Source organism: Shewanella sp. Koi 1, assembly GCF_052907445.1.
This window is the reverse complement of record NZ_JBREJM010000001.1, coordinates 498,052-520,502: the sequence shown is the minus strand read 5'-3', so window position 1 is coordinate 520,502 and position 22,451 is coordinate 498,052. Positions and strand designations below refer to the sequence as shown.

The 22,451-nt window shown below is 48.4% G+C and carries 22 protein-coding genes and 1 rRNA gene; 16 read left to right on the top strand and 7 right to left on the bottom strand.

Annotation, left to right across the window (positions count from 1 at the left end):
- Window positions 1-51: 51 nt before the first annotated feature.
- Together ACUZ8J_RS02440 and ACUZ8J_RS02435 are read right to left on the bottom strand one after the other, a co-directional pair.
- Window positions 52-627: an LON peptidase substrate-binding domain-containing protein gene (locus ACUZ8J_RS02440; RefSeq protein ID WP_279751577.1), complete on the bottom strand. Its 576-nt coding sequence runs from the start codon at window positions 625-627 to the stop codon at window positions 52-54.
- Between the two features lie 141 nt (window positions 628-768).
- Entirely contained in the window at window positions 769-1,827 is a 1,059-nt protein-coding gene (locus ACUZ8J_RS02435) for an alpha/beta hydrolase (RefSeq protein ID WP_446692948.1), read from the bottom strand.
- A 307-nt stretch (window positions 1,828-2,134) separates the two neighbouring features.
- Between ACUZ8J_RS02435 and ACUZ8J_RS02430 the strand changes: the two genes are divergently transcribed.
- The 4 genes from ACUZ8J_RS02430 to ACUZ8J_RS02415 all read left to right on the top strand — a co-directional run bounded on the left by ACUZ8J_RS02430 (window position 2,135) and on the right by ACUZ8J_RS02415 (window position 6,964).
- A complete protein-coding gene (locus ACUZ8J_RS02430) occupies window positions 2,135-4,528 on the top strand; it encodes a TonB-dependent receptor plug domain-containing protein (RefSeq protein ID WP_374918789.1) in 2,394 nt (797 codons plus the stop codon).
- A 127-nt stretch (window positions 4,529-4,655) separates the two neighbouring features.
- Entirely contained in the window at window positions 4,656-5,117 is a 462-nt protein-coding gene (locus ACUZ8J_RS02425) for a YhcH/YjgK/YiaL family protein (RefSeq protein ID WP_011624946.1), read from the top strand.
- A gap of 143 nt (window positions 5,118-5,260) precedes the next feature.
- Entirely contained in the window at window positions 5,261-6,181 is a 921-nt protein-coding gene (locus tag ACUZ8J_RS02420; protein ID WP_446692947.1) for a manganese-dependent inorganic pyrophosphatase, read from the top strand.
- 171 nt (window positions 6,182-6,352) lie between these two features.
- Window positions 6,353-6,964, top strand: a complete 612-nt coding sequence (locus ACUZ8J_RS02415) for a DedA family protein (protein WP_446692946.1) — start codon at window positions 6,353-6,355, stop codon at window positions 6,962-6,964.
- 63 nt (window positions 6,965-7,027) lie between these two features.
- On the opposite strand, the gene ACUZ8J_RS02410 is transcribed toward ACUZ8J_RS02415, so the two are convergent.
- The 4 genes from ACUZ8J_RS02410 to ACUZ8J_RS02395 form a co-directional block, all read right to left on the bottom strand.
- Window positions 7,028-8,596: a thioesterase gene (locus ACUZ8J_RS02410; RefSeq protein ID WP_446692945.1), complete on the bottom strand. Its 1,569-nt coding sequence runs from the start codon at window positions 8,594-8,596 to the stop codon at window positions 7,028-7,030.
- Between the two features lie 140 nt (window positions 8,597-8,736).
- Window positions 8,737-9,777, bottom strand: a complete 1,041-nt coding sequence (locus tag ACUZ8J_RS02405; RefSeq protein ID WP_086902284.1) for an MJ1255/VC2487 family glycosyltransferase — start codon at window positions 9,775-9,777, stop codon at window positions 8,737-8,739.
- Window positions 9,778-9,850: 73 nt separating this feature from the next.
- Entirely contained in the window at window positions 9,851-10,363 is a 513-nt protein-coding gene (locus ACUZ8J_RS02400; protein ID WP_446692944.1) for a phosphatase PAP2 family protein, read from the bottom strand.
- 355 nt (window positions 10,364-10,718) lie between these two features.
- Window positions 10,719-10,967, bottom strand: coding sequence for a YgjV family protein (locus tag ACUZ8J_RS02395; RefSeq protein WP_011073879.1), 249 nt, complete (start codon window positions 10,965-10,967; stop codon window positions 10,719-10,721).
- A gap of 323 nt (window positions 10,968-11,290) precedes the next feature.
- Between ACUZ8J_RS02395 and rraA the strand changes: the two genes are divergently transcribed.
- From rraA to hemB, 12 genes are all read left to right on the top strand, one after another.
- Window positions 11,291-11,776: a ribonuclease E activity regulator RraA gene (rraA, locus tag ACUZ8J_RS02390; protein ID WP_011624278.1), complete on the top strand. Its 486-nt coding sequence runs from the start codon at window positions 11,291-11,293 to the stop codon at window positions 11,774-11,776.
- Window positions 11,777-11,905: 129 nt separating this feature from the next.
- The gene (locus ACUZ8J_RS02385; protein ID WP_446692943.1) at window positions 11,906-12,958 is read left to right on the top strand and encodes a formimidoylglutamase; all 1,053 of its coding nucleotides are present in this window, start codon (window positions 11,906-11,908) and stop codon (window positions 12,956-12,958) included.
- 241 nt (window positions 12,959-13,199) lie between these two features.
- Window positions 13,200-13,955, top strand: coding sequence for a bifunctional demethylmenaquinone methyltransferase/2-methoxy-6-polyprenyl-1,4-benzoquinol methylase UbiE (ubiE, locus tag ACUZ8J_RS02380; RefSeq protein WP_086902287.1), 756 nt, complete (start codon window positions 13,200-13,202; stop codon window positions 13,953-13,955).
- Window positions 13,955-14,575: a ubiquinone biosynthesis accessory factor UbiJ gene (locus ACUZ8J_RS02375; protein WP_446692942.1), complete on the top strand. Its 621-nt coding sequence runs from the start codon at window positions 13,955-13,957 to the stop codon at window positions 14,573-14,575. Before ubiE ends, ACUZ8J_RS02375 begins: the two co-directional genes overlap by 1 nt.
- Window positions 14,572-16,221 carry a ubiquinone biosynthesis regulatory protein kinase UbiB gene (ubiB, locus tag ACUZ8J_RS02370; RefSeq protein WP_086902289.1) on the top strand — a complete coding sequence of 550 codons (1,650 nt, stop codon included), beginning with the start codon at window positions 14,572-14,574 and terminating at the stop codon, window positions 16,219-16,221. The genes ACUZ8J_RS02375 and ubiB overlap by 4 nt, the downstream gene beginning before the upstream one ends.
- Before the next feature lie 59 nt (window positions 16,222-16,280).
- Entirely contained in the window at window positions 16,281-16,538 is a 258-nt protein-coding gene (tatA, locus tag ACUZ8J_RS02365; protein ID WP_086902290.1) for a Sec-independent protein translocase subunit TatA, read from the top strand.
- 6 nt (window positions 16,539-16,544) lie between these two features.
- The gene (tatB, locus tag ACUZ8J_RS02360) at window positions 16,545-16,988 is read left to right on the top strand and encodes a Sec-independent protein translocase protein TatB (protein WP_086902291.1); all 444 of its coding nucleotides are present in this window, start codon (window positions 16,545-16,547) and stop codon (window positions 16,986-16,988) included.
- Window positions 16,989-16,991: 3 nt separating this feature from the next.
- Window positions 16,992-17,741 (top strand): twin-arginine translocase subunit TatC, encoded by a 750-nt coding sequence (gene tatC / locus ACUZ8J_RS02355; protein ID WP_086902292.1) that lies wholly within the window; start codon window positions 16,992-16,994, stop codon window positions 17,739-17,741.
- A 44-nt stretch (window positions 17,742-17,785) separates the two neighbouring features.
- Window positions 17,786-18,316, top strand: coding sequence for a hypothetical protein (locus ACUZ8J_RS02350; protein WP_446692941.1), 531 nt, complete (start codon window positions 17,786-17,788; stop codon window positions 18,314-18,316).
- Window positions 18,316-19,119, top strand: a complete 804-nt coding sequence (locus ACUZ8J_RS02345) for a TatD family hydrolase (protein WP_086902293.1) — start codon at window positions 18,316-18,318, stop codon at window positions 19,117-19,119. Before ACUZ8J_RS02350 ends, ACUZ8J_RS02345 begins: the two co-directional genes overlap by 1 nt.
- The gene (locus tag ACUZ8J_RS02340) at window positions 19,112-20,989 is read left to right on the top strand and encodes a sensor domain-containing diguanylate cyclase (protein WP_446692940.1); all 1,878 of its coding nucleotides are present in this window, start codon (window positions 19,112-19,114) and stop codon (window positions 20,987-20,989) included. The genes ACUZ8J_RS02345 and ACUZ8J_RS02340 overlap by 8 nt, the downstream gene beginning before the upstream one ends.
- A 9-nt stretch (window positions 20,990-20,998) precedes the next feature.
- The gene (gene hemB, locus ACUZ8J_RS02335) at window positions 20,999-22,009 is read left to right on the top strand and encodes a porphobilinogen synthase (protein WP_011624289.1); all 1,011 of its coding nucleotides are present in this window, start codon (window positions 20,999-21,001) and stop codon (window positions 22,007-22,009) included.
- A gap of 221 nt (window positions 22,010-22,230) precedes the next feature.
- Here the strand turns inward: hemB and rrf are convergent.
- Window positions 22,231-22,346 (bottom strand): 5S ribosomal RNA (gene rrf / locus ACUZ8J_RS02330).
- Window positions 22,347-22,451 lie beyond the last annotated feature (105 nt).

The following is a 22,451-nucleotide window of genomic DNA, read 5'->3' as shown; positions in this document are numbered from 1 at the left end:
GAAACAACTAGCGGCGATAATGAGCCGCTATTTTAGCCTTGGTGTGGTTTTTCAGTCCACATGGGACTTGATAAGTTGCAATACAAAATCCATGGTTTTATGGCAGTCGGGTTGATTCACCAGCACTAGCTTATCGCGGTTATACATGGGCAGCACTTCTAACCAACGTTGGCTCACCCAGGCCGCATCCTCTAAATGCACTTGGGAATACAACTCCAGTAAGTCAGGGTTCACCTCATAGAATTGTTCAAGGGCAGCACTGATCAGTTCGAACTCCCCTTTTATCGGCTCTTCTTGCCAATTTTGGCAAGGCAAAGTGCGGGACATCCACAGCTTATCTTTTGCTTGCGCCGCTGAGAGAATGCTAACCCTTTGGCGCCCCTCTAACACTATGCTGAGGGTATCATCTTCTAACTGATTAAAATCGATAATCTCGCACTGTGTCGCAGTCGGATAACAGGGCGGATTGCCACTGGGCTTACTCGCCGCAAACGCCAAATTGTATTTGCCTTTTAACACATCCGCGACCATGCGCAATTGGCCCGGCTCGACCACGCGGACCTCAATCCTTCCCTGTGGCAGCAACAAGGCATCGCGCATAATTAACGCCATTTCTCGTGTTTGCATAGCAACCTCCTGCCCACTGATACAAGAATGTGCTCAAAAATCAGCCACACCTTATTAATTTAGAGTGTAGCAGGAGAAATAATTTCCTTCCTAAAGTCGCTGACGGTAAAAAGCATTTAGGCCGAGTTTACCCCTTTCCCCCTACAGCGGCGCTAAGTGTGCTGCGACATTGCCCTTTGCATACACTTCGGCAAATTCGTCAGCAAGGCGCTCGCTTAAGGCAACAGAACGGCGCCAATACTGCATCCGCTGCGCAGTATCCAGTTGTTTAAAGTCTTCACGGTCGGGCACCTTACCAAAAGGCAGTGACGCCACAAACTCCGCCGAAGGCGCCAGCACCAAGGCGTTATGGTAATTGGTGCGCGCTCGGCGCCAGGTCAAGGATTTATCGAACCATCCAGGGCTCATATGGGGATAAAAATGCGGGTACAGGGTCAATCCCATAATAGTATGGGATAAGGGCAAATCGAAGTGATAGTCGGTGATGCCGCCATCATAGTATTGCCCCGCGGGCGCGCCATCAATCCGTGAGACTGACGCAAGCACTAATGGAATAGATCCCGTTGCCAACATCACAGCATCCATATTGGCCTCGGTGAGCCTCGCCTGCTGGCTGGGTAAATCGTCAAGTTGCTTAAAAGGTGATGCTGCCACTTGCTGACTAAACACCACACGCTCGAAATGCCAGCCCAAGGTTTTGCGGCTAATGAGGTTGGTCGCAGCCGCCATCGCCAGCCCAGCCGCTAATGGCAATTTATGGCTAAGACGATTGATGTGTTTAGCGCGGCAGGCAATTAAGTGACTGTGAATAAAGGGATGATTGACTATCTCGCGACCACCCGTCTCGCCAAGAATTCCTTGGACTATGCCCTTCACCTGCTCGCTCACCTCATGCGGTGTCGGTATCGTTTCATACTGCTGGCCAATGTAGTAATCCTCTAAACGTGCGTAGGCTTGTAGTGGATCCTGCTGCGCCAAACAGGCTAAACGCCAAGCGCCAGAGGATGCCCCTAAGGTGTATAGCGGCGTTTGTCTATCTTTAAAAAATTCAGCAAAAAGATACTTATCAAGACCCGCAATCCCTAACCATTTAGGTCCACCGGATGCCGCCAATAGTTGTGTAAAAGCATCGGGATGCAGACCTTGCTCCCTGATAATGTTAAAGGCCGTAGGACCTGCAAGAAAGCGTAATGCGGGCAAAACTTAACTCCTTAAAGTGCCTCAAACCTGAGGTTTACGGCCATTAAAACACAGCCGCAAAGCGCGATAAACCTTCAGCAAACCTAATGGATCTAGATGATTTTATTCACTTAGCCAATCACATGAGCTGTGGCGACATATTCGACTAGCTTTAAATGATTATCTAGAACAGTAAGCTCTGAGTTAGTTCTTTTCTGTCTAGATGTAACAATTGTTACAGTGATAACCTTCGCCCTATCGAATTGTTACTTTCGTTGGTTCAATGTTTTCGTTCCAGCCTAAAGGTTACTCCACATTGAGAGGTTTTATGCGTCCAGCCGTTATCGCATTAGCAGTATCTTCAACTTTGGTTTTTCCTGTCGTACACGCAGAAGAGCAGGCCAGCAGCTTTGAGAAAATTGAAGTGGTCGGCTCGCGGATCGCCCTGCGCACTGCAACCGACAGCGTTGCCCCCGTCGATATCATTACCGCGGAACAACTCGAATCCACCGGTATGACCGAAACGGCTAAGGCGCTGCAATTTGCCGCGCCAAGTTACAGTTTCCCCTTTTCATCGGTCACCGATGGCTCAGATGCGGTGCGTCCTGCTAGCTTACGCGGCCTGTCGCCAGACCACACGCTCGTACTGGTAAACGGTAAACGCCGCCATGGTTCGGCGCTGGTGCATTTAAGTGGCACTGTCGGCAAGGGCTCATCTAACGTTGATTTGAACGCAATCCCGATGACATCAATTAAACGCATCGAAATCCTGCGTGATGGCGCTTCGGCACAATACGGCTCAGATGCAATTGCTGGTGTTATTAACGTAGTCTTAAAAGACAACGACCAAGGCGGTAGCGTGTCGGCTCAAGCCGGACAAACCTATCTGGGTGACGGTGAACAATGGCGCGTTGGTGTGAACCACGGGATCAGCCTAAACAACGACGGTTTTGTGAATATTGGCGTTGAAGCTCACCATAAAGACAGCACCAACCGCGCAGGCTTAGATCCACGCCAACAATATCCTAAGCTGCCAGACGGTTCGGATGATCCGCGTGAAGCGACTTTCAACCGCAAGAGCCACCAAGTGGGCGACGCCGAATACGATAACTTAGGCTTATTTATCAACGCAGCGCAGCCTTTCTCAAACGACAGTAAACTCTATGCCTTCGGTGGCATTAGCCAGCGTGAAACCAAATCCGGCGCATTTTATCGCCGCGCGCTCGATGCCCGTAACTTGACCGAGCTGTATCCCGACGGCTTTTTACCGCAGATCAATCCTAAGATCATCGATTCATCATTAGTCCTAGGCTATGAGTTCACCCTCGGTGAATGGAATATCGATACCTCAGCGGGCTATGGCGGTAACTCGTTCGAATACAATATTGTGAACACCCTAAACGCATCACTCGGCCCTGATAGCCCGACGGAATTCGATGCGGGCACCCTGTCCACCAGCGAAGCAAACCTGAATATCGATGCCTCGCGCTACTATAACTTTGCCAATGATTCAGAGATCTTAGTGGCAACGGGTGTCTCTTGGCGCCAAAACGGTTATCAGATTGAGGCGGGCGAACCCAACTCTTATATCAATGGCGGTTATGATAACCGTGCTGCGGGGAGCCAAGGCTTTACTGGCTTTACGCCCGAATCAGAAGTCGATGAAACTCGCGACAATACCGGTGTTTATGTCGAGCTTGAAAACCAATTAACCACTGAGTTTTATTGGGCGGCGGCGCTGCGTTACGAAAACTATTCTGACTTTGGCGGTAACACCAGTTGGAAGCTCGCGGGCCGCTACGACTTCACCGACCATTTAGCGCTGCGCGGCACAGTGAACACAGGCTTTAGAGCGCCGAGCGTACAACAGCTGTACTTCAGCAATATCTCGACCCTGTTCAATCCTGATCCGACTACGGGCCAATTAGTGCCAACAGAATCAGGCACCTTCAACACCTTATCGCCAGTGACTAAAGCCCTAGGCATTAACGAGCTCGACCCAGAGCTATCGCAATCCTTCAGCTTAGGCTTGGTCTATACCAATGATACGGGTCTCGCCCTGACCTTGGATGCCTATCAGATTTCAATCGATGACAGGATTATCCTCTCAAGCTCAGTGACGCCAAACGACTCACCCGCTGTTGCGGCGGCGCTAGCCAATACCAATGCAGAATCGGCGCGCTTCTTTATTAATGCCGTAGATACCCGTACTCGCGGCGTCGATTTAGTGGTGAGCCAAGATTTTGATCTCGGCAACTGGGGCGATTTACGCGCTAACTTGGCGTACGCCTATAACAAAACAGAAATCCAAGATATTCATTTCCCTGAAATTTTGGACGGACTCGGCCCTAAACTCTTCGATAATATCGAACAAACCCGCATGACCTCGGCCACGCCGCACAATACGGGTAACCTAGGACTGACCCATGAATTAGGTGACTTTAAGACTAACATTCGCCTCAGCTATTTTGGCGATTATACAGTGGGTTACTCAACGGGTGATGTGAATTACAGCGATCAATGGGTGATGGATTTATCCGTGCGCTACGCCGCAACCGATGCCTTAAGCTTCACCGCTGGCGTACAAAACTTGTTTGATGTGTATCCTGAAAAACGCCCTGATGACAATAACTTCAATGGTATTTTCGTCTATCCATTAACCAATACACCGTTTGGATTTAATGGGGGATACTACTTCCTCGAGGCTAAGTACACTTACTAAGCCGCAAACCATCAAAACAGGCCATTTATGGCCTGTTTTTTTATGTCTATCGCTTATGTTCTAACGGCGGTGAACTGATTATAATCTTTACAATTCACTCATTTACTTACGCCATATCGAGTACCCCATGATTGTCGATACCTTAGCTAATCGCCATATTTATCAATCACTCAGTCCACGCATTGCCACGGCATTAGCGCATCTCGCCAGCACTGACTTTAGCCAACTGCCCGTTGGCAATTATCCCCTCGATGGCGAGGATATTTTCGTGATAGTCAACGACTACCACACTAAGCCACAATCGACCGAACCCTTTGAAGTACATCAAAAATACATCGATGTGCAGTATGTGGTCAGCGGCGAAGAAGAGTTTGGCTATCTACCATTGGCCGACCAAACACCCTCAAAACCTTATTTTGAAAAGCACGATTACGCCGAGTTCGATTACGAGTCGAATAAAGCTAACGCCTCCTACATTCAACTAAAGGCGGGGATGTTCGCGCTCTTTTTCCCTGGCGACATGCATATGCCCGGCACGAGTGATACACCGACAGCGGTGCGTAAAGTCGTGATAAAAGTGAAGATCTAACACCTGTGTGAATAATGGCCACTGCCAGCGGTCGGTTTTTAGTGGAATAGCGACTTAAGGGCGCAGCGATATGCGCTTTGGCTATTTCCGAATCGGGCGAAATATTGTTAAAATTGCCACAAATTTAAAGGAGAGTCCCTGAAATGCCTATGTACGTTGTCGGTCACAAAATCCCCGATTCTGATTCAATCTGCGGTGCTATCGCGTTAGCTTATTTAAAAAACCAAATCGGTGAAGAAGCCGTTGCCGCACGTTTAGGTGAGTTATCACCCGAAACCGCTTTTATTCTGGAGCGTTTTGGCTTTGAAGCGCCAGAATACAAAACCAGCTATGCTGGCGAGCAGGTCTACATTGTTGACCACTCTGAACTGACTCAAGCACCGGACGATATCGCTCAAGCGACTATCGTAGGTATTGTGGATCACCACAAATTAGGCGATCTGACCACTGATACGCCTTTAGAGTGCTGGATCCGCCCTGTTGGTTGCAGCAACACAGTCATTAAGATGATGTACGACTTCCACCAAGTTGCCATCCCTAAAAATATCGCTGGCATCATGATGTGCGCCATCCTGAGCGACACTGTGATCTTCAAATCACCGACCTGCACTACAGCCGACATTCGCTGCGTTGAAGCCTTGGCCGAAATCGCGGGCGTTGAAGACTTTAAGGCGCTGGGCATGGAAATGTTCAAGGTAAAATCGGCAGTTGAAGGCACGCCAGCACGCGATCTCGTGATGCGCGACTTTAAAGACTTCAACATGAACGGTAACTTAGTGGGTATCGGCCAGTTAGAAGTAATTGATCTGTCTGTATTTGATTCAATCAAAGCCGAGCTGGAAGCCGATATCAAAGCACTGAAGGTTGAAGGCAACCGTCACAGCGTACTGTTACTGCTGACTGACATTATGAAAGAAGGCTCAGAGTTGTTAGTGGTTTCTGACGATGCCGATCTGGTTAACCGTGCCTACGGTAAAACCCCAGTCGATGGTAAAGTGTGGTTAGAAGGCGTATTAAGCCGTAAGAAGCAAGTTGTGCCACAACTGCAGGCCGCTTTCGCTTAAGAAGCGACCATTCAGTTGTCATGCATAAAAAGCCGAACTCAGTTCGGCTTTTTTGTGCCTTGAATATGCGCCATTCCATAAAATCGGCATGAAACTTTGCTCATAAAGCTATCCTAAATTTGGCTGTGCCGAGTAAGATGGGATGATTCATTCTCGCACTCTGTTTTAATCATGCCAGAAGCCTTACAACACCTTATCACCGAAATGACACCTTGGTTGCAGCAATACGGTTATCTGCTGCTCTTTGTGGCCATCGCCGTCGAGGGATTTGGTATTCCTGCACCGGGACAATCCTTACTGATTGTCGCCAGTTTACTGGCCGCTACGGGGCAAATGTCGCTGCCATTAGTCCTCATCGTTGCCTGCGCCGCGGCCCTGAGTGGCAACAGTTTAGGCTACTTTATCGGTCGCCGTTTTGGTGAGGTATTGCTGCGAAAAGGTTGGATAAAGCCGCAGCTTGAGGACAAGATCCACAGTGTGATTGGCCAGTATGGCATTGCCGCCTTAGTGCTCAGCCGCTTTGTCGAAGGGCTTAAGCAGTTTATGTTTATTGGCTGTGGGCTAGCCAAAATGCCCTTTAAGCAATTCGTGCTGGGAAACCTACTCGCCACCAGCATTTGGGTAACGCTTTTTGGCTTAGGCCCAGTGTTAATCCGCGATGAAATCGCCCCTATTCTCACGTTTTATCATCAACATAAATACCCTACATGGGCAATCGTTAGCCTGCTTTTAGTCCTTTTACTTCATTTTAGTTGGCGTAAATTTCAGGTTAAAAATCAGTAAAGCTCATACGCTTACATTCGGTAAGCAATTCCTAAGTTACTCAGTCTCAACCTTAGGTTGAGGCTAAGTTGGTTCATTAGGTTGAGTATCCTTAGTGTTATTTATCTCGGTTTGGGGCTCTGTATTAATTTGAGGTTCCGCATTAGTTTGAGACTCAGCATTAATGGCTGGCGGCTTTACCGTGGTCTCGGCTTCCTCTTGTTTAGTGTCCCCACTCACTTCATTCGACTTGCCATCCATCGCTTGCGGCGGGGTGCGATCATCTGATGGCGGCACTATCGGCAAACCTTCCTCAATCGGTGTTTGCTTCTCTGGCGCCTCTTGTGAATCTTTTGAATCTTGTGGCTTAGGTTGTTCGCCTTCAGGTAATGGCTCGACTAACACCACGGGCTCTGCTGGGGTATTTGTTTGCGTATCCGACGAGCTTGCCGCTTCCGAGTCGGGCGCCAACGTGGCTAAATCTTCATTCGCTGGGCTTTCGACCGCATGTTTAGGCAATTGATTTCGATACAAATCAATCATCCCCATCACCTCGGACAGCGCCTTGGCGTGGTCCGGCGTTAAGATCCCATTATGCCCAGAGACAATTTCATCGGACACGGCCAGCACCCATACAGCCTGCATATTGGCGTCTGGACAGGTTTGCACGCTGCGCCGCGCCTGCAGGCGAGCACGGATTTTCCAGCCAGAATGCGGCAAGGTCATCATGCAACCTGGGATTTGATCGTGAGCCATTAATGCCGAAGGCATCTTCATCGGCGTCGAACAATTACCGCCAGAACATTTATCAATATCATGGGTAATAGCCCAAGAGTTACCCAGCGCCCGCTCGCCGTCCTTGATGTAATTAAAGGCCTCTTTTACCGCAAAATCGCCCTTAGATTGCAGCACCACCATACTCGGTTTTTGCCTATCTAAGCTCATCAGCGTATCGAGCGGTTTAAAATCCTGCGCCGGCGCAGCGGGGTTTAACAGTAAGAAAAGATTCGGATTATCCTGCTCATTATCGATGGCCGCCTTGATTCTATCTTTACTGGCGTGCAGCACCACTAAGCCGCCAAGACTGTGGCCAATCACGGTATAACGCAGTAATTGATGTTCAGCCACTAACCCATCCAGCTTATCCAGCAGCTGCGATAGCCCGGTTTGCCCAATGCGTTTGGCCACGGCTTTACGCTGTAAAATAGTCGGGAAATCCAGCGGCTCAATCCAACTGGTAGCATCTTCTGAGCCATCGAGCCAGAAGGGATCCAGCTTGTCACCACGCCAACCTATGTATAAACCCAATAGGTTACGCTGGGAGTCGGATGCCGCCATCTGCTGATAAAACTGTTCAAACGCGACAAAGTTTTCGTCCGTTGGATTAGCGCTATGGTGCCAACCGTGGACAAAAATCAGCAACTCGGGAGCCGTGCCATTATTGGGCTGTAAAATCCGCGCCTTGAGTCCTTGCCATTGTCCATCGTTGTGTGGCTGACCTTGATCATTAAATTCAATCACATGCAGATTTTGCGTAGCAATATCAGGGCCGGGGATGTGATAGGCTTGGTCAGGAATAAAAGGAAGTAAAATACCGAGGGACAACAACATTAAAAACAGTAACTTGTACTGAGTAAACTTCTTAAGGCTCATTTATGACAACTAAATTGTGGCCAGACTAGGCCAATATAGACACGCTGCTGGGGCTAACAGCAAAATTGGCCAAATTATACGCTAACCCCAAATTTCCAGCTAGAGCCGACGATGCCTTTTATCATCAAGCTTAGCTCGAGTTAGCGCCAGGTGTCGGGCAGCTTCACTTGGCTCCAAAGGTCATCGCACAATGGCGCTGTATGTTGCCACTGACCGCTGCAAATCCATTTCACTAAGGCATCGCCCACCTGTGGATAGGCGATGGGATTTGGCGATGCTGCCTTGAGCCAACGTTTGACCACGCCCATGTCCAGACTCATCATACTGTCACCCGCGCCCAATAATTGCAGCGCTGCCACATTCGATAGCTGCTCGAATTGACCAATCAGCGGCTTGACCAACAACTTCTTACCTAAGGTCAGCGCCTCGCTCGCCAACTCAAATCCGGCATTACCAATCACTCCACCGCAGCTCGCTAAGTGCTGTTTAAATCCGTCACGATTAAAACCATGCCATTGAATATGGTCAGCGAGCGGTGCAGTCGGCTGCTTAGCGTGATACACCAAAAACTGATAATCCGTAAAAGGCTTAAAAAATTCGGCGATCGCATCCGCCTCTTCGAAGGGTAAATACACCAAAATTTGATGGGTATGTTCAATCGGACTGGCATCGACCTCGACAAAGGGAGGTAGGATCGGAAAACCAAAATGATGCCAATGGCAACCCAGTGCCACATCCACTGGCGCAAAATAGTTGAGTAGCAACTCATTAAACCAAGTGCTCCCCAACTTAGGCACTGGGTGAGTCAAAGCCGCTTGATGACTTATGCCAATGGAGGGAACGCCTTGGCGCCTCGCCGCCCATGCGGATACGGGTTCAAAATCATTCAGCACTAGGTCATAGCAACTCAAATCTAATGCTTGGATATCCTTAAGCAATGACAAGGAGCAATTCTGTCTCACCGTTTGTGACACATTCACTCGCCCTGAGTGAGTCGCAAAGGTCATCCCCGCCTGTACGCGATACTCCCCAAAACACTCCATATCGAAAAAATGTTCAGGCTTGCGCCCCGAAAACAAAAAGTCGACTTGAATATTGTGCTCAATTAAGGCTTTTGCCATCACTCGAGCACGACTTAGGTGGCCATTCCCTGTGCCTTGAACTCCGTAGAGTATTCGCATTGCTTATCCTTTAACTGTGAATGAAAGAGTGGTGAATCAAGGAGGTACCTAACGAATAAGCGCCTGATTTGGGTTAAATCACGGGATGTACCAGCAATACAGCCCCAGTACCTAACAGGGCGCCAGCGGCAATATCTGAAGGGTAATGCACTCCAAGCGCAATACGTGAAGCACCAATACAGAGCGCCCAGGCGTAGGCAAGGGGGGCTGCCATGGGATATACCTGTGCCACACTTGTGGCCATCACAAAGGCGGCCGCCGTGTGCCCCGAAGGTAGACTGAATCTGTCTGAAGGTTCGAATCCCTTCTCAAACCCAACCAAGGCGTGGCAGGGCCGAGTGCGGCGAATGCTATTTTTGAGTAATAAGTACAGCTGCAATTCAACCAAAAAGCTCGCTAACAGTAGATTGAATAGGCTCTGTCCTTGGGCGTGTGTCAGCATCAACCCTACGGCAAGATACAGATATACATGCCCATCACCAGTTGCCGATATCCGTTTCGCCCAATCATAAACACCATGACGTTGGCTCAAACCCACAATGCGATAAAACATGCGCTTATCTAAGTCTGTAATGTAACTCAACATAAAACAGGCTCCTTGCTGGCATGCCAGCGAGTATCATGGCGATGTTAATGAGTGCATTCTCTCGACAACCGTTAGCGTCTGCATGTTTTAACGCCCTGTCAGACGACTATTTCACGATAGAACCCCACGCTAAACCCTATGGCGACTTAAACAGATATTGCTTAAGTACTTAGTGTTAAGGTGAGACTAAGAACTCCCGATGACGGCAAAGTGACATCAGGCCTAAAGTTTTATGACATTCGCACAGATGAAATAAATCGCGATGAATGAAGTAATGACTGCAAAGAGAGGAAAACGTGCGGGGAGATACAGTGCTGCCCTGATGCTAGGAGCGGGCAACACTGTCAGAAAACCTTCAAGCGACGGCTTGTTCCAACGCTTTGGCGCGGTAAATTTTCGTCAGATGATAAATATTGATACAGGCTACGAAAGCGTTCATACCTGCAACTGGCCAGGCTGAAATAAATACGCCGTAGATAACAAACAGGGTACAGCCGACAAAGTTTAACCATCTTAACCAGATGATGTTCTTCATCATAAGTGAAATTGCCACCATTACTGAGGCAAAATAACCAATAATTTCAATTGTGTTTACAGCTTCCATAGGCACCTCTCGAAGGCCCTCTACCGTCCATAAGCGTACCGGGGGGTCCTTGCCCCTAAAGCAAATTAAGTTAAGTAAGTTAATTTAAACTTGGGATATAATACCAAAACACGCAACAGAGTTGTAATAAAAAACCGTTATTTAATGACCGATATCAAGTTTTGAGGACAAACCCCTGTTAAGTGACGAAAGTTTACAACAGAAGTGTTAACCCCCAAGTGCAACAATACCGTGATTGATAACACTTTTCTTTTCAGTAATCCCTTTTATACTGGCGTAAACTCGCTAAACTGTACGCAACGCGGATCAATAGGAGTGTAAATATGGAATACAACACCTCAGAACTATGTGACATGTACTTAGATGTCGTAGATGTAGTCGAGCCCATGTTCAGTAACTACGGTGGTTGTAGCTCTTTTGGCGGTTCTATCAGCACGATTAAGTGCTTTGAAGACAACGGCCTAATCACCGAGGTCTTACAAGAAGATGGCCAAGGTAAAGTCTTACTGGTTGACGGTGGAGGCTCATTACGCCGCGCCCTGATCGATGCTTCTATCGCTGAAATCGCAGTCAACAACAACTGGGAAGGCATTATCGTTTACGGTTCAGTACGCGATGTGGATGCGCTGGAAGAATTAGACATCGGCATTCAAGCCCTTGCCTCGATTCCAGTAGGTGCCGATGGCAATTCAGTGGGCGAAGTGGAAATTCCGGTCAACTTTGGCGGCGTGACCTTCCTCCCAGGCGATCATATCTATGCCGATAACACCGGCATTATCCTGTCGCCAGAACCACTCGACATTGAGTAATCACAAATTGCCTATCAAGAAAGCCAGCTAAGCTGGCTTTTTTATTGGCTGTTTTCGCTTAGTCCCATTGAATATTCGTCCTTGGGTACGCCACAATATCCCTGTCCCTACCGATAAGAATACGAATCCATGTCTGAATTTATTCCATTTACCCAAGCCGATATGGCCAGTCTAGTGAGCCCGAGGGCGGGTGAAACCAAAATTGGTCAATGTGTACATTTGGCCAATCACGAACATCCGCTCGAGGCGATACTCGCCACAGCCAAAGCCCATGGCGCTCAATTTGCCATTTTAGGCGTAGGGGAAGATATCGGCCCTCGGGCAAACTTAGGCAGAGGCGGCGCCACCGATGCCTTTACCACCAGCATGCGCCAGTGGCTCAATTTACAGTCGAATCGTTTTCTTTCGGGCGCCGAATGCCTGATTTTAGGGCAAGTTCATACGGCGGATCTGCAATTACAGGCACAGGACGGCGAAGGCGCGAGCCTACCCCATTTACGCCAAGCGGTTGAGCAACTCGATGAACGGGTGATTAGTATCGTTAGCGCCATACAAGCCGCAGGACTTGAACCCATAGTGATTGGCGGTGGCCACAACAATGCCTACGGTCTGTTAATGGCGACTTCGGCCCATTATCAACGCCAAGTTGCCGCGGTGAATTTAGATCCGCACAGTGATTTTCGCCTACTCGAAGGGCGCCACAGCGGAAATGGCTTTAGTTATGCCGCCGATCGCGGCGCACTGGGTTATTACCATGTGCTCGGCTTACACGAACTCAAAAACAGCGAGGCCAATTTACAACAACTGTCTGATTTTGGTGGCACTTGGCATAGCCTGCAACAGATTTGGATTCGCCGCGAAGTGAGCCTCACTGAGGCGCTGCAGGAGATTGCTGGCAAACTCAATCATACCGCCCTGCCTGTTGGATTAGAGCTTGACGTCGATGCGATTGCAAAAATGCCCAGCAGCGCCTCAACGGCGGCGGGTATTCCCCTGCTCGATGCCGCGCACTATATCAGTTATATCGCCAGCCATTGTCCCTGTGCTTATTTGCACTTGGCCGAAGCCGCGCCGAGTTGTCATGAGGCAGGTATTGAAGCCGGATTTAGAGATGTCGGCCAGAGTATCAGCGAGTTAATCTATGCCTATGTGCAGGCAAGGCGTCATTTTTTAGCCCAATAGCATGTTAAGCTTGCGCCCTTGTGGGCGCTAAGCTATTCACCAAATCCTGATATTGTGGTCTAATGCCAATCCATTTTATCGGGTCGGCGCACTCAACATTGGCCAATGCCAAACGCCTCAAGCCAACGCCTTGAGGAGAGTTTACTAACTCGATCACAGAGTGATAGATCAAAGATTCAGCAAATGCAGGCGATGGCTTACACTCGCCACTAATACTTTGCAAAACAATAGGAATACATTGATGTCTGAGGGCGAATCTAAAAATACCCACTTTGGTTATAAAACCGTAGAGGCGGATAAAAAGGCCGATCTCGTTGCCGGCGTGTTTCATTCGGTTGCCGCCAAGTACGATATCATGAATGACGTTATGTCCTTCGGTATTCACCGTTTTTGGAAGCGTTACACCATTGAAGTCTCTGGTGCGCGCCCTGGTATGAAAGTGCTCGACCTTGCAGGTGGTACTGGCGATTTAACCGCTAAGTTCTCCCATTTGGTGGGCGATAAAGGCGAAGTGGTATTAGCGGATATCAACGATTCTATGCTGAAAGTGGGCCGCACTAAACTGCGTGACCGCGGCATCGTTGGCAATGTGAGCTATGTGCAAGCCAACGCCGAAGCACTGCCTTTCCCCGATAACCACTTCGATATCATCACTATCGCCTTTGGTCTGCGTAACGTGACCGATAAAGACGCGGCGCTGCGTTCAATGAACCGCGTGCTTAAGCCGGGCGGTAAATTGTTGGTGTTAGAGTTTTCTAAGCCGCAACATGAGCTGATGCGTAAAGTCTACGACTTATACAGCTTTAAAGTGCTGCCGAAAATGGGTGAAATCATTACGAAAGACGCCGACAGCTATGAGTATCTAGCCGAGTCGATTCGCATGCATCCAGACCAAGAGACCCTCAAGCAAATGATGGTCGATGCGGGCTTTGAACAGGTCGATTACACCAACATGACCGACGGCATTGTTGCCCTGCACCGCGGTTATAAATTCTAATGATGCCGCAAGAAGTGGTGTTACTTGCCTGCGCCGCCATTGAGACGGGTCTGAAGCAACTTCAGACCCAAGCCGGCGACGCCTATGCTCGCCAGCGTCAGTTACATGGCAAAGTCTTTCGCATTCAATTATCACAACTCAGCTGGCCAATTTACTTGGTCTTCGCCAAAGAAATCCAAGTACTGAGTCGCTATGAAGGCGATGTGGATGTCAGCCTGCATGCCGATGCCACGACGCTCTACCGCGTGACAGAAGGTGCTAACCTCACCGAACTCATCAAACAGGATAAGCTCAGCCTCGAAGGTGACCTCAATCTGTTACAAAGCTTCAGCCATTATCTGCGTAGCATAGAGTTTGATTTTGCCGAGCCTCTGTCACGTTACTTAGGCGATGGGCCAACCCATAAACTGCTGAGCACTGGACTACAGGCCAAAACCTTAGCATTTGAAGTGCTGCGTAAGACCCGCTCGCATTTGGGGCAACTCGCTATCGAAGAATATCGCCTTGCGCCACACCGGATTGAACTCATTCATTTTCGCGATGAAATGGATGACTTAGTTGACGATACTCGTGCGCTCGAACAACGGATTGCCAAATTAAGAGACCAAATTAAGCCATGACCCTTGCCAGTATCCGCCGCGGTTATCATGTCATTAAAACCCTACTGCAATATGGGTTAGATGACGTATTACCGCCAAAGATGACCCCTTGGTACTTTAAACTCGCCCGCAACAGCCTGTTTTGGATCCGCAATAAGCACAAAGGTAAATCTGGTGGCGAGCGTTTAAAGCTGGCGATGCAAGAGCTTGGCCCCGTGTATATTAAGCTCGGGCAAATGCTGTCAACCCGCCGTGACTTACTCAGCGATGAATGGGCGACTGAGCTGGCCATGTTGCAGGATAAAGTCCCGCCCTTCGATGGCGCCTTGGCACGTCAAGCGATTGAAGCCGAACTTAAAGCCCCCATCGAGAGCTACTTCGACGACTTTGACGAAACACCCTTAGCTTCGGCTTCGATTTCTCAGGTGCATACCGCCACGCTCAAATCCAACGGCAAGGCCGTGGTATTAAAAGTGCTGCGCCCGAATGTGGAAGCTAAAATCCAAGCTGACCTATTGTTGATGTCGCAAACGGCTAAGGTCATCGATTATCTCCTCGGTGAAGGGAATCGTCTGCGCCCTTCTGAGGTGATTGAAGATTACCGTGTGACCATTCTAGGTGAGCTCAATCTTAAGCTTGAGGCCCTCAATGCCATTAAGCTGCGCAATAACTTCCTCGACTCAGACGCGCTCTATATTCCGTATGTCTACGAAGAGTTTTGCTATCCACGTTTAATGGTGATGGAGCGCATTTACGGTATTCCGGTGTCGGATATCGCCGCGCTGAAGGCACAGGGAACTAACTTTAAACTCTTGGCCGAGCGTGGCGTAGAACTGTTTTTCACCCAAGTGTTCCGCGATAACTTTTTCCATGCCGATATGCATCCAGGGAATATTTTTATCTCCCGCGATCATCCCGAGAATCCTTATTATATCGGCCTAGATTGCGGCATTATGGGCACACTCAGCGAAGTCGATAAGCGCTATTTAGCGGAAAACTTCCTCGCGTTTTTCAACCGTGATTACCACCGTATCGCGCAGCTGTATATCGAGTCGGGTTGGGTATCGGAAAAAACCGATCTACAGGCTTTCGAGCAAGCCATCAAGGTCGTTTGTGAACCCATGTTTAACAAGCCCTTAGATGAAATCTCCTTCGGCCACGTGTTATTAGAACTGTTCCGCACCGCACGCCACTTCGATATCGTCGTGCAGCCTCAGCTAGTGCTGCTCGAGAAGACATTACTCTACATCGAAGGCTTAGGACGTCAGCTCTATCCGCAGCTGGATCTCTGGCAAACGGCGAAACCCTTTTTAGAACAGTGGATGGCCGAGCAAGTGGGCCCTAAGGCAATGTTTAAAAAGGTATCCACAAAACTGCCATATTGGTCTGATAAGCTTCCGGAATTCCCTGAGCTAATTTACGATAACCTTAAATTAGGCAGGAAATTGCTGAGTTCTCAGCAACAAATGCTAGATAAGTATCTGAAATATCAGCAGCAAGCACACAAGAGTAATTACTTGCTCATCACTTCTGCAATTTTATTGATCTGCGGCACGTTATTGTTCAACCAAGACGCTACACTGTGGAGCCCTTACGTGTGTCTGATTTCAGGCGCGGTGTTGTGGATTATCGGATGGCGATCTAGGCCAAAGAATCGTAAATTTTAGCTAGCACTAATTAATCAGAGGTTCATAATAGAACCGATATCAATTAAGAGGATACCTTCATGGGTGGCATTAGTATTTGGCAACTTCTTATCATCGCGTTAATCGTTGTCTTATTGTTTGGAACAAAGAAATTACGCTCTTTGGGTGGTGATTTAGGTGGTGCTGTTAAGGGCTTTAAAAACGCTATGTCTTCAGACGAAGATAAAAAAGCGTTAGAAGATGCAGAAGCAGCAAAATCAGTGCAAACAGCACAATCTGCACAACCAACCCAACAGGCGACTGAAAAGAAACCTGAGTCTAACAAAGAACAGGCGTAACTCTTTATGTTTGACGGTATCGGCTTTATGGAGCTGCTGCTGATCGGGGTTCTGGGGCTTGTGGTACTTGGCCCCGAACGTCTACCGGTTGCAGTACGTTCAGTAACAGGTTGGATCCGCGCGATGAAACGCATGGCCAACTCAGTCAAAGAAGAACTTGAGCAAGAGCTAAAGATCGAGCAGTTGCACGCCGACCTCAAAAAAGCAGAGAGTAAAGGTCTATCTAACCTCTCACCCGAACTGCAAGAGTCGATCGACCAGTTAAAGCAAGCAGCACAGTCTGTGAATCGTCCTTACCAAGTGCAAGATGTTCCCGCACCGGAAAACCAGATCCACAACCCTGCGAGCCAGAGTGTTTCTACAGAGGCGAGTCCTTCGGCTTCCTCCGCCCCCACTAGCGAATCCAATCAGGGCGAGGATACCCGTTCCAACCCGAAAGCTAACGGATAATTCATGTCGCAACAGCAGCCACTTATCAGCCATTTGCTTGAACTCAGGTCCAAGCTGCTTAAATCAATTGCCAGTGTGTTAATCGTGTTCATTTGTAGCGTGTATTGGGCAAATGATATTTACCACTACATGGCAATCCCTTTAATGCAGTCTTTGCCCTTAGGTGGCAGCATGATTGCGACCGATGTCGCCGCACCTTTCTTCGCCCCTTTCAAACTGACGTTAGTCCTGTCATTTTTTGTGGCAGTTCCCTACGTGCTCTATCAAATTTGGTCCTTCGTGGCGCCCGGTTTGTATAAGCATGAAAAACGCTTAGTCATGCCGCTACTTTTCAGTAGCACAGTACTGTTTTACTTAGGGATCGCCTTTGCTTATTTCGTTGTATTCCCAGTGGTATTTGGCTTTTTCGCCAACACGGCCCCCGAAGGAGTACAGGTAGCAACGGATATCAGCAGCTATCTCGACTTTGTGCTTAAATTGTTTTTTGCCTTTGGCCTCTCCTTTGAAATCCCGGTTGCCGTAGTCCTGCTTTGCTGGGCGGGTGTAACCACTCCTGAAGATCTCAAACAAAAACGCCCTTATATCATTGTCGGCGCATTCGTAGTGGGCATGCTGTTAACGCCACCGGATGTTATCTCCCAGACTATGCTTGCCGTACCAATGCTGTTATTGTTCGAAGGCGGATTATTTGCGGCTCGTTTTTACAGTAAACCTGATGACGAGACCGACGAAGAAGAATCAACGAACGACTAATGCCTCAATCGGCATTAGAGGAAAATAATAATAAGGAAACTGGGATGCGTTTTACTTTACTGACTGGTGCAGTGTTACTGATATCTGCACAGGCTAATGCCGCGATTGAGCAGCAATTAACTCAATGTGCAGGGATAACGGACAAGCTCGAGCGCTTGGTATGCTATGACAACCTCGCAGCAAGCATTCAAGTCACCACAGTGGCCAATAACACCACGGCCCCGATAGCAGTAGCCCCCGTTGTCACTCCCGCAGCAGCCCCTGTAGCTGTGGCGACTGCAGCTCCTGTTGCAGCTGTCGCGACCAATGTCGAAGATAATTTCGGTATGGAAGTTAAACGCGTCCAAGAGAATACAACCGACAAAATTTATCTCGATGTGGAGTCGATAACAGAAGATGCATACGGCGCCTTAAAGATTACCTTTACCAATGGCCAAGTTTGGAAACAAACCGAAAACCGTAAATTCAATCTAAAAGTCGGTGAAAAAGTATTTATCGAAAAAGCCGCGCTTGGCTCTTTCTTAATGGGCACTGAAAGTCGTAATGCTAAGGTGAGGGTAAAACGCCTAAAATAATGCCATCTTATATAGATATCGCTGTCAACTTGCTTGGCAGCGCACTCGAACCAGACATAGCGCAAATCGTACAAGCAGCGGCGGACCAAGGGGTTTCGCCGTTAATTGTTATTGGCAGCGATTTAACTGAAAGCGCCGCCGCCATTCAATTATGCCAACAGTATCCCAAACAGCTTTACTGCACCGCAGGCGTACATCCCCACCATGCTAGCGAATGGCAAGCAGACTCCAAACAGTTACAAGCCACACTCTGCCAAGCGCCACAAGTTGTTGCTGTCGGTGAATGTGGACTCGACTACAACCGAGACTTCTCCCCTCGCCCAGCCCAGCGCCAAGCGTTTATCGACCAACTCGAACTCGCAGTTGAACTCAAAAAACCGGTACTCATGCATGAACGAGATGCCCACGATGATTTTTTGAGTATTGTTAAAGAATACCGCCCCCATCTCAGCGGAGCATTACTACACTGCTTTACTGGCACCCGGGCTCAAATGGAAGCCTATATCGAGCTCGATCTACATTTAGGCATTACGGGATGGGTATGTGACGAGAGGCGCGGCCTAGAACTTGCCGAGCTCGTCCCGTTTATTCCCAAAGAGCGTTTATTGATTGAAACGGACAGTCCTTACCTGCTACCACGCAGTATGCGGCCTAAACCTAAGTCCAGTAAAAATAAACCCGAGTACTTGCCCTATATCGCGCAATATATTGCCAATCTACGGGGTGAAAATGCGGCTGAATTTGCCAAACAGTGCTATCAAAATAGCCTAGCCTTTTTTAATTTGAGTCAAGCGAATGGCTAAGTTCGGCAACTTATGGGTGTTGTTACTCGGTATGCTCATATCATTTGGCAGCTATGCCAATACGATGAGCATAGATGAACACACACCTACACCACTCAACCTAACTCCTTGGTTGATGGTGACGCACGCCAATGCTAACAGTCAGCTAGGCGATATTCAGGCGTTGCCCAAGTCGCAATGGCACAAGTTTACCAGTGATGATATTCAACGCCTCAGCCAACATGATTTTTGGCTGAGAGTAAACCTTACAAGTGGTGATGGAAGTCTTGCACGCATTCTCGCCCTCGATAATCCGTTATTGGATAGAGTGACCGTTTTTCATCTGGTGAATAATCAGCTCATCAACACCACTGAGATGGGTGACACACTGCTCTATAAGAACCGCCCACTGCCGAGCAATATCTTTCTGTATCCCTTTAAACTGAGCACCAATGAGCAACACACCTTCTATCTGCATATCGTTACCGAAGGCAGCGCCGCTGTCCCTCTGAGCCTCTGGTCAGCCAATGATTTAGCTCAAATTGCCGAATCGACAGCCGTTGAGCATGGCTTCCAGCTCGGTGTGCTCGCCGCGATAGGGATCTTCAGCCTGTTTATCGCGTTAGCTTCAGGTTCATTTAGCTATAGTTATTACTCAGGTTATGTCCTGTGTATGACGTTATTAGTGGCCACTATCAATGGTTATGCATTCCGTTTTCTCTGGCCTAATTGGCCCGCGTTACAGCAACTTATGGTTCCCGTGCTGTTACCTCTGGTGATGGCCTTTGCCTTAATGTTCACCGAGAAAATCCTGCAACTGAAATACTATAACCGCCGGATGTTATTAATGTGCCGCTACAGTGCGGTCTACATTATTCTTGTTGGGCTTTTAGTCCCCTTTTTGCGCTACGGAACCGTGCTGTATATCGAGATAATCTCGGTAGCGATACTCAGCATCATCATGATGATACTCGCCATCATACAAGCCATTAACGGCCAAAAGCTGGCAAAGCTCTATACCATTGGCTGGGTGAGTATGCTTACTGGCGCATGCATCAGCAGCCTACTCTATTTGAGTGTTATCGAATTCAATATCAAGCCGCAAACGCCGGTGATGCTTGGGCTCACCTTCGAAATCATCTTTATGTCGCTGGTCCTCGCCATCCGCTATAACGATGAACGTAAATCTAAGCTCCGTATTCAACAGGAGGCCCTCAAGCAAGCGCAAAAGATCCGTAGTGCGCGCGAGGAAGCCTTAAAAGTGGAAGCGGAAACCAATGAAAGACTCGAACAGATGGTGCAGGAGCGCACGCTAGAGCTTGAGATTACCCTGCGCGAATTGCATGAAGTTAACCAAAAACTTACCGAGCAGAGCACTATCGATAGCTTAACCGGCGTGAAAAACCGCAGCGCCTTCGATAAACGACTGCTCGCCGAAAGTAGAATCAGCCGTCGCCAAGAAACCCCTATTGCCTTATTAATGCTGGATATCGACCGATTTAAATCCATCAACGATCAATTCGGTCACCTAGCAGGGGATCAGGCATTAAAAGTGATAGCGACAACCTTGCAGCAACATTTAAAACGACCAACCGATCTAGTATCACGTTTTGGTGGTGAAGAGTTTGCTATTATTCTCCCCAATACGACTGCGGATGGCGCTCTTCAAGTCGCTGAAAATATAAGAGATGCAGTGACTAGCATCGGCCTAGCATGGGAAGGCAAGCCCATTCCCTTGACCGTGAGTATCGGTGTCAGTGCCGACGTCATCAGTAACGACCAACACAGTACCGAATTATTAGAGCAAGCCGACAAGGCGCTCTATCAGGCAAAAAATAGCGGACGCAATCAAGTTAAATTGTATGCGCCAGCACAAACAGAACCTACTTAGGAGTCTAATGTGAACATCATTACCAGTGCCTTCCCTCAGCGCAGAATGCGCCGCATGCGCAAACATGACTTTAGCCGTCGCCTAATGGCTGAGAATCACCTAACAGTCAATGACTTGATCTACCCCATGTTTGTGCTTGAAGGCACTAATCGCAGCGAAAAAGTCGCTTCTATGCCTGGGGTTGAACGCTACTCTATCGACTTACTATTAAAAGAAGCCGAAGAGCTAGTTGAACTCGGTATTCCATTAATTGCCCTGTTCCCAGTTACCCCTGCCGAGAAGAAATCGCTAATGGCAGAAGAAGCCTACAATGCCGATGCTTTAGTGCAACGCGCCGTGCGTGAACTGAAAAAGGCCTTCCCACAACTAGGAATCATGACTGACGTGGCCTTAGATCCTTTCACCACCCACGGTCAAGACGGCATTATCGATGAAACAGGCTATATCCTGAATGACATCACTACTGAGATTTTAGTTAAACAAGCACTCTCCCATGCTGAAGCGGGTGCAGACATTGTTGCCCCGTCGGACATGATGGATGGTCGCATTGGGGCGATTCGCCAAGCGCTCGAAGCAGCTGGGCATGTAAACACTCAAATCATGGCCTACTCAGCCAAATACTCCTCAAGCTACTATGGTCCCTTCCGTGATGCCGTCGGCTCAGCAGGCAACTTAAAAGGTGGCAATAAACATAGCTATCAAATGGATCCAGCCAATAGCGATGAAGCCTTGCATGAAGTGGCACTAGACATCCAAGAAGGCGCAGATATGGTAATGGTGAAGCCTGGTATGCCATACCTAGATATCGTTCACCGCGTAAAAACCGAATTAGCCGTGCCTACCTTCGCTTACCAAGTCAGTGGCGAATATGCTATGCATATGGCAGCCATTCAAAATGGTTGGTTAGCGGAAAAGGCCATCGTCATGGAATCGCTGCTATGCTTCAAACGCGCTGGCGCTGATGGCATCCTTACCTACTTCGCCAAACGTGCAGCACAGTGGCTAAAAGAAGCTAAATAATCGGGCTTAGAAACCAATTCTAAGTATAAAGGGCAGCCATACGCTGCCCTTTTTATTGGCCCGAACAAAGCACTCGGATCTACAGCTTTATTGTTCAAATCGATAAGCAGGCAATGAATATCATCCTCACAGAGGCGAATAGAAGGAATAGAGATAATAAAATGGAAAATCCGAAAACAAAAAAGCCAGCTTATTCAGCTGGCTTCATCGTTTAATTAGGCGCTTGGCGATGACCTACTCTCACATGGGGAGACCCCACACTACCATCGGCGCGATTGCGTTTCACTTCTGAGTTCGGGATGGGATCAGGTGGGACCACAATGCTATTGTCACCAAGCAAATTTGGTATTTACTTACCCGTCTTATCTCATGCAGGCAGTAAATTAAATTCGGAAAGCTGGATTGAGTTGCACTTCTTAAGTGTTTGTATTCGTCTAAGTAT

Excerpts from the sequence above, each read along its gene's own strand:
- tatA (WP_086902290.1), top strand. The coding sequence starts at position 16,281 with ATGGGTGGCATTAGTATTTGGCAACTTCTTATCATCGCGTTAATCGTT.
- ACUZ8J_RS02375 (WP_446692942.1), top strand. The coding sequence starts at position 13,955 with ATGATGCCGCAAGAAGTGGTGTTACTTGCCTGCGCCGCCATTGAGACG.
- ACUZ8J_RS02350 (WP_446692941.1), top strand. The coding sequence starts at position 17,786 with ATGCGTTTTACTTTACTGACTGGTGCAGTGTTACTGATATCTGCACAG.
- ACUZ8J_RS02425 (WP_011624946.1), top strand. The coding sequence starts at position 4,656 with ATGATTGTCGATACCTTAGCTAATCGCCATATTTATCAATCACTCAGT.
- ACUZ8J_RS02400 (WP_446692944.1), bottom strand. The coding sequence starts at position 10,363 with ATGTTGAGTTACATTACAGACTTAGATAAGCGCATGTTTTATCGCATT.
- tatB (WP_086902291.1), top strand. The coding sequence starts at position 16,545 with ATGTTTGACGGTATCGGCTTTATGGAGCTGCTGCTGATCGGGGTTCTG.
- ACUZ8J_RS02430 (WP_374918789.1), top strand. The coding sequence starts at position 2,135 with ATGCGTCCAGCCGTTATCGCATTAGCAGTATCTTCAACTTTGGTTTTT.
- ubiE (WP_086902287.1), top strand. The coding sequence starts at position 13,200 with ATGTCTGAGGGCGAATCTAAAAATACCCACTTTGGTTATAAAACCGTA.
- rraA (WP_011624278.1), top strand. The coding sequence starts at position 11,291 with ATGGAATACAACACCTCAGAACTATGTGACATGTACTTAGATGTCGTA.
- ACUZ8J_RS02385 (WP_446692943.1), top strand. The coding sequence starts at position 11,906 with ATGTCTGAATTTATTCCATTTACCCAAGCCGATATGGCCAGTCTAGTG.
- ACUZ8J_RS02395 (WP_011073879.1), bottom strand. The coding sequence starts at position 10,967 with ATGGAAGCTGTAAACACAATTGAAATTATTGGTTATTTTGCCTCAGTA.
- ACUZ8J_RS02420 (WP_446692947.1), top strand. The coding sequence starts at position 5,261 with ATGCCTATGTACGTTGTCGGTCACAAAATCCCCGATTCTGATTCAATC.
- ACUZ8J_RS02440 (WP_279751577.1), bottom strand. The coding sequence starts at position 627 with ATGCAAACACGAGAAATGGCGTTAATTATGCGCGATGCCTTGTTGCTG.
- ACUZ8J_RS02410 (WP_446692945.1), bottom strand. The coding sequence starts at position 8,596 with ATGAGCCTTAAGAAGTTTACTCAGTACAAGTTACTGTTTTTAATGTTG.
- ACUZ8J_RS02405 (WP_086902284.1), bottom strand. The coding sequence starts at position 9,777 with ATGCGAATACTCTACGGAGTTCAAGGCACAGGGAATGGCCACCTAAGT.
- ubiB (WP_086902289.1), top strand. The coding sequence starts at position 14,572 with ATGACCCTTGCCAGTATCCGCCGCGGTTATCATGTCATTAAAACCCTA.
- ACUZ8J_RS02415 (WP_446692946.1), top strand. The coding sequence starts at position 6,353 with ATGCCAGAAGCCTTACAACACCTTATCACCGAAATGACACCTTGGTTG.
- ACUZ8J_RS02345 (WP_086902293.1), top strand. The coding sequence starts at position 18,316 with ATGCCATCTTATATAGATATCGCTGTCAACTTGCTTGGCAGCGCACTC.
- ACUZ8J_RS02340 (WP_446692940.1), top strand. The coding sequence starts at position 19,112 with ATGGCTAAGTTCGGCAACTTATGGGTGTTGTTACTCGGTATGCTCATA.
- tatC (WP_086902292.1), top strand. The coding sequence starts at position 16,992 with ATGTCGCAACAGCAGCCACTTATCAGCCATTTGCTTGAACTCAGGTCC.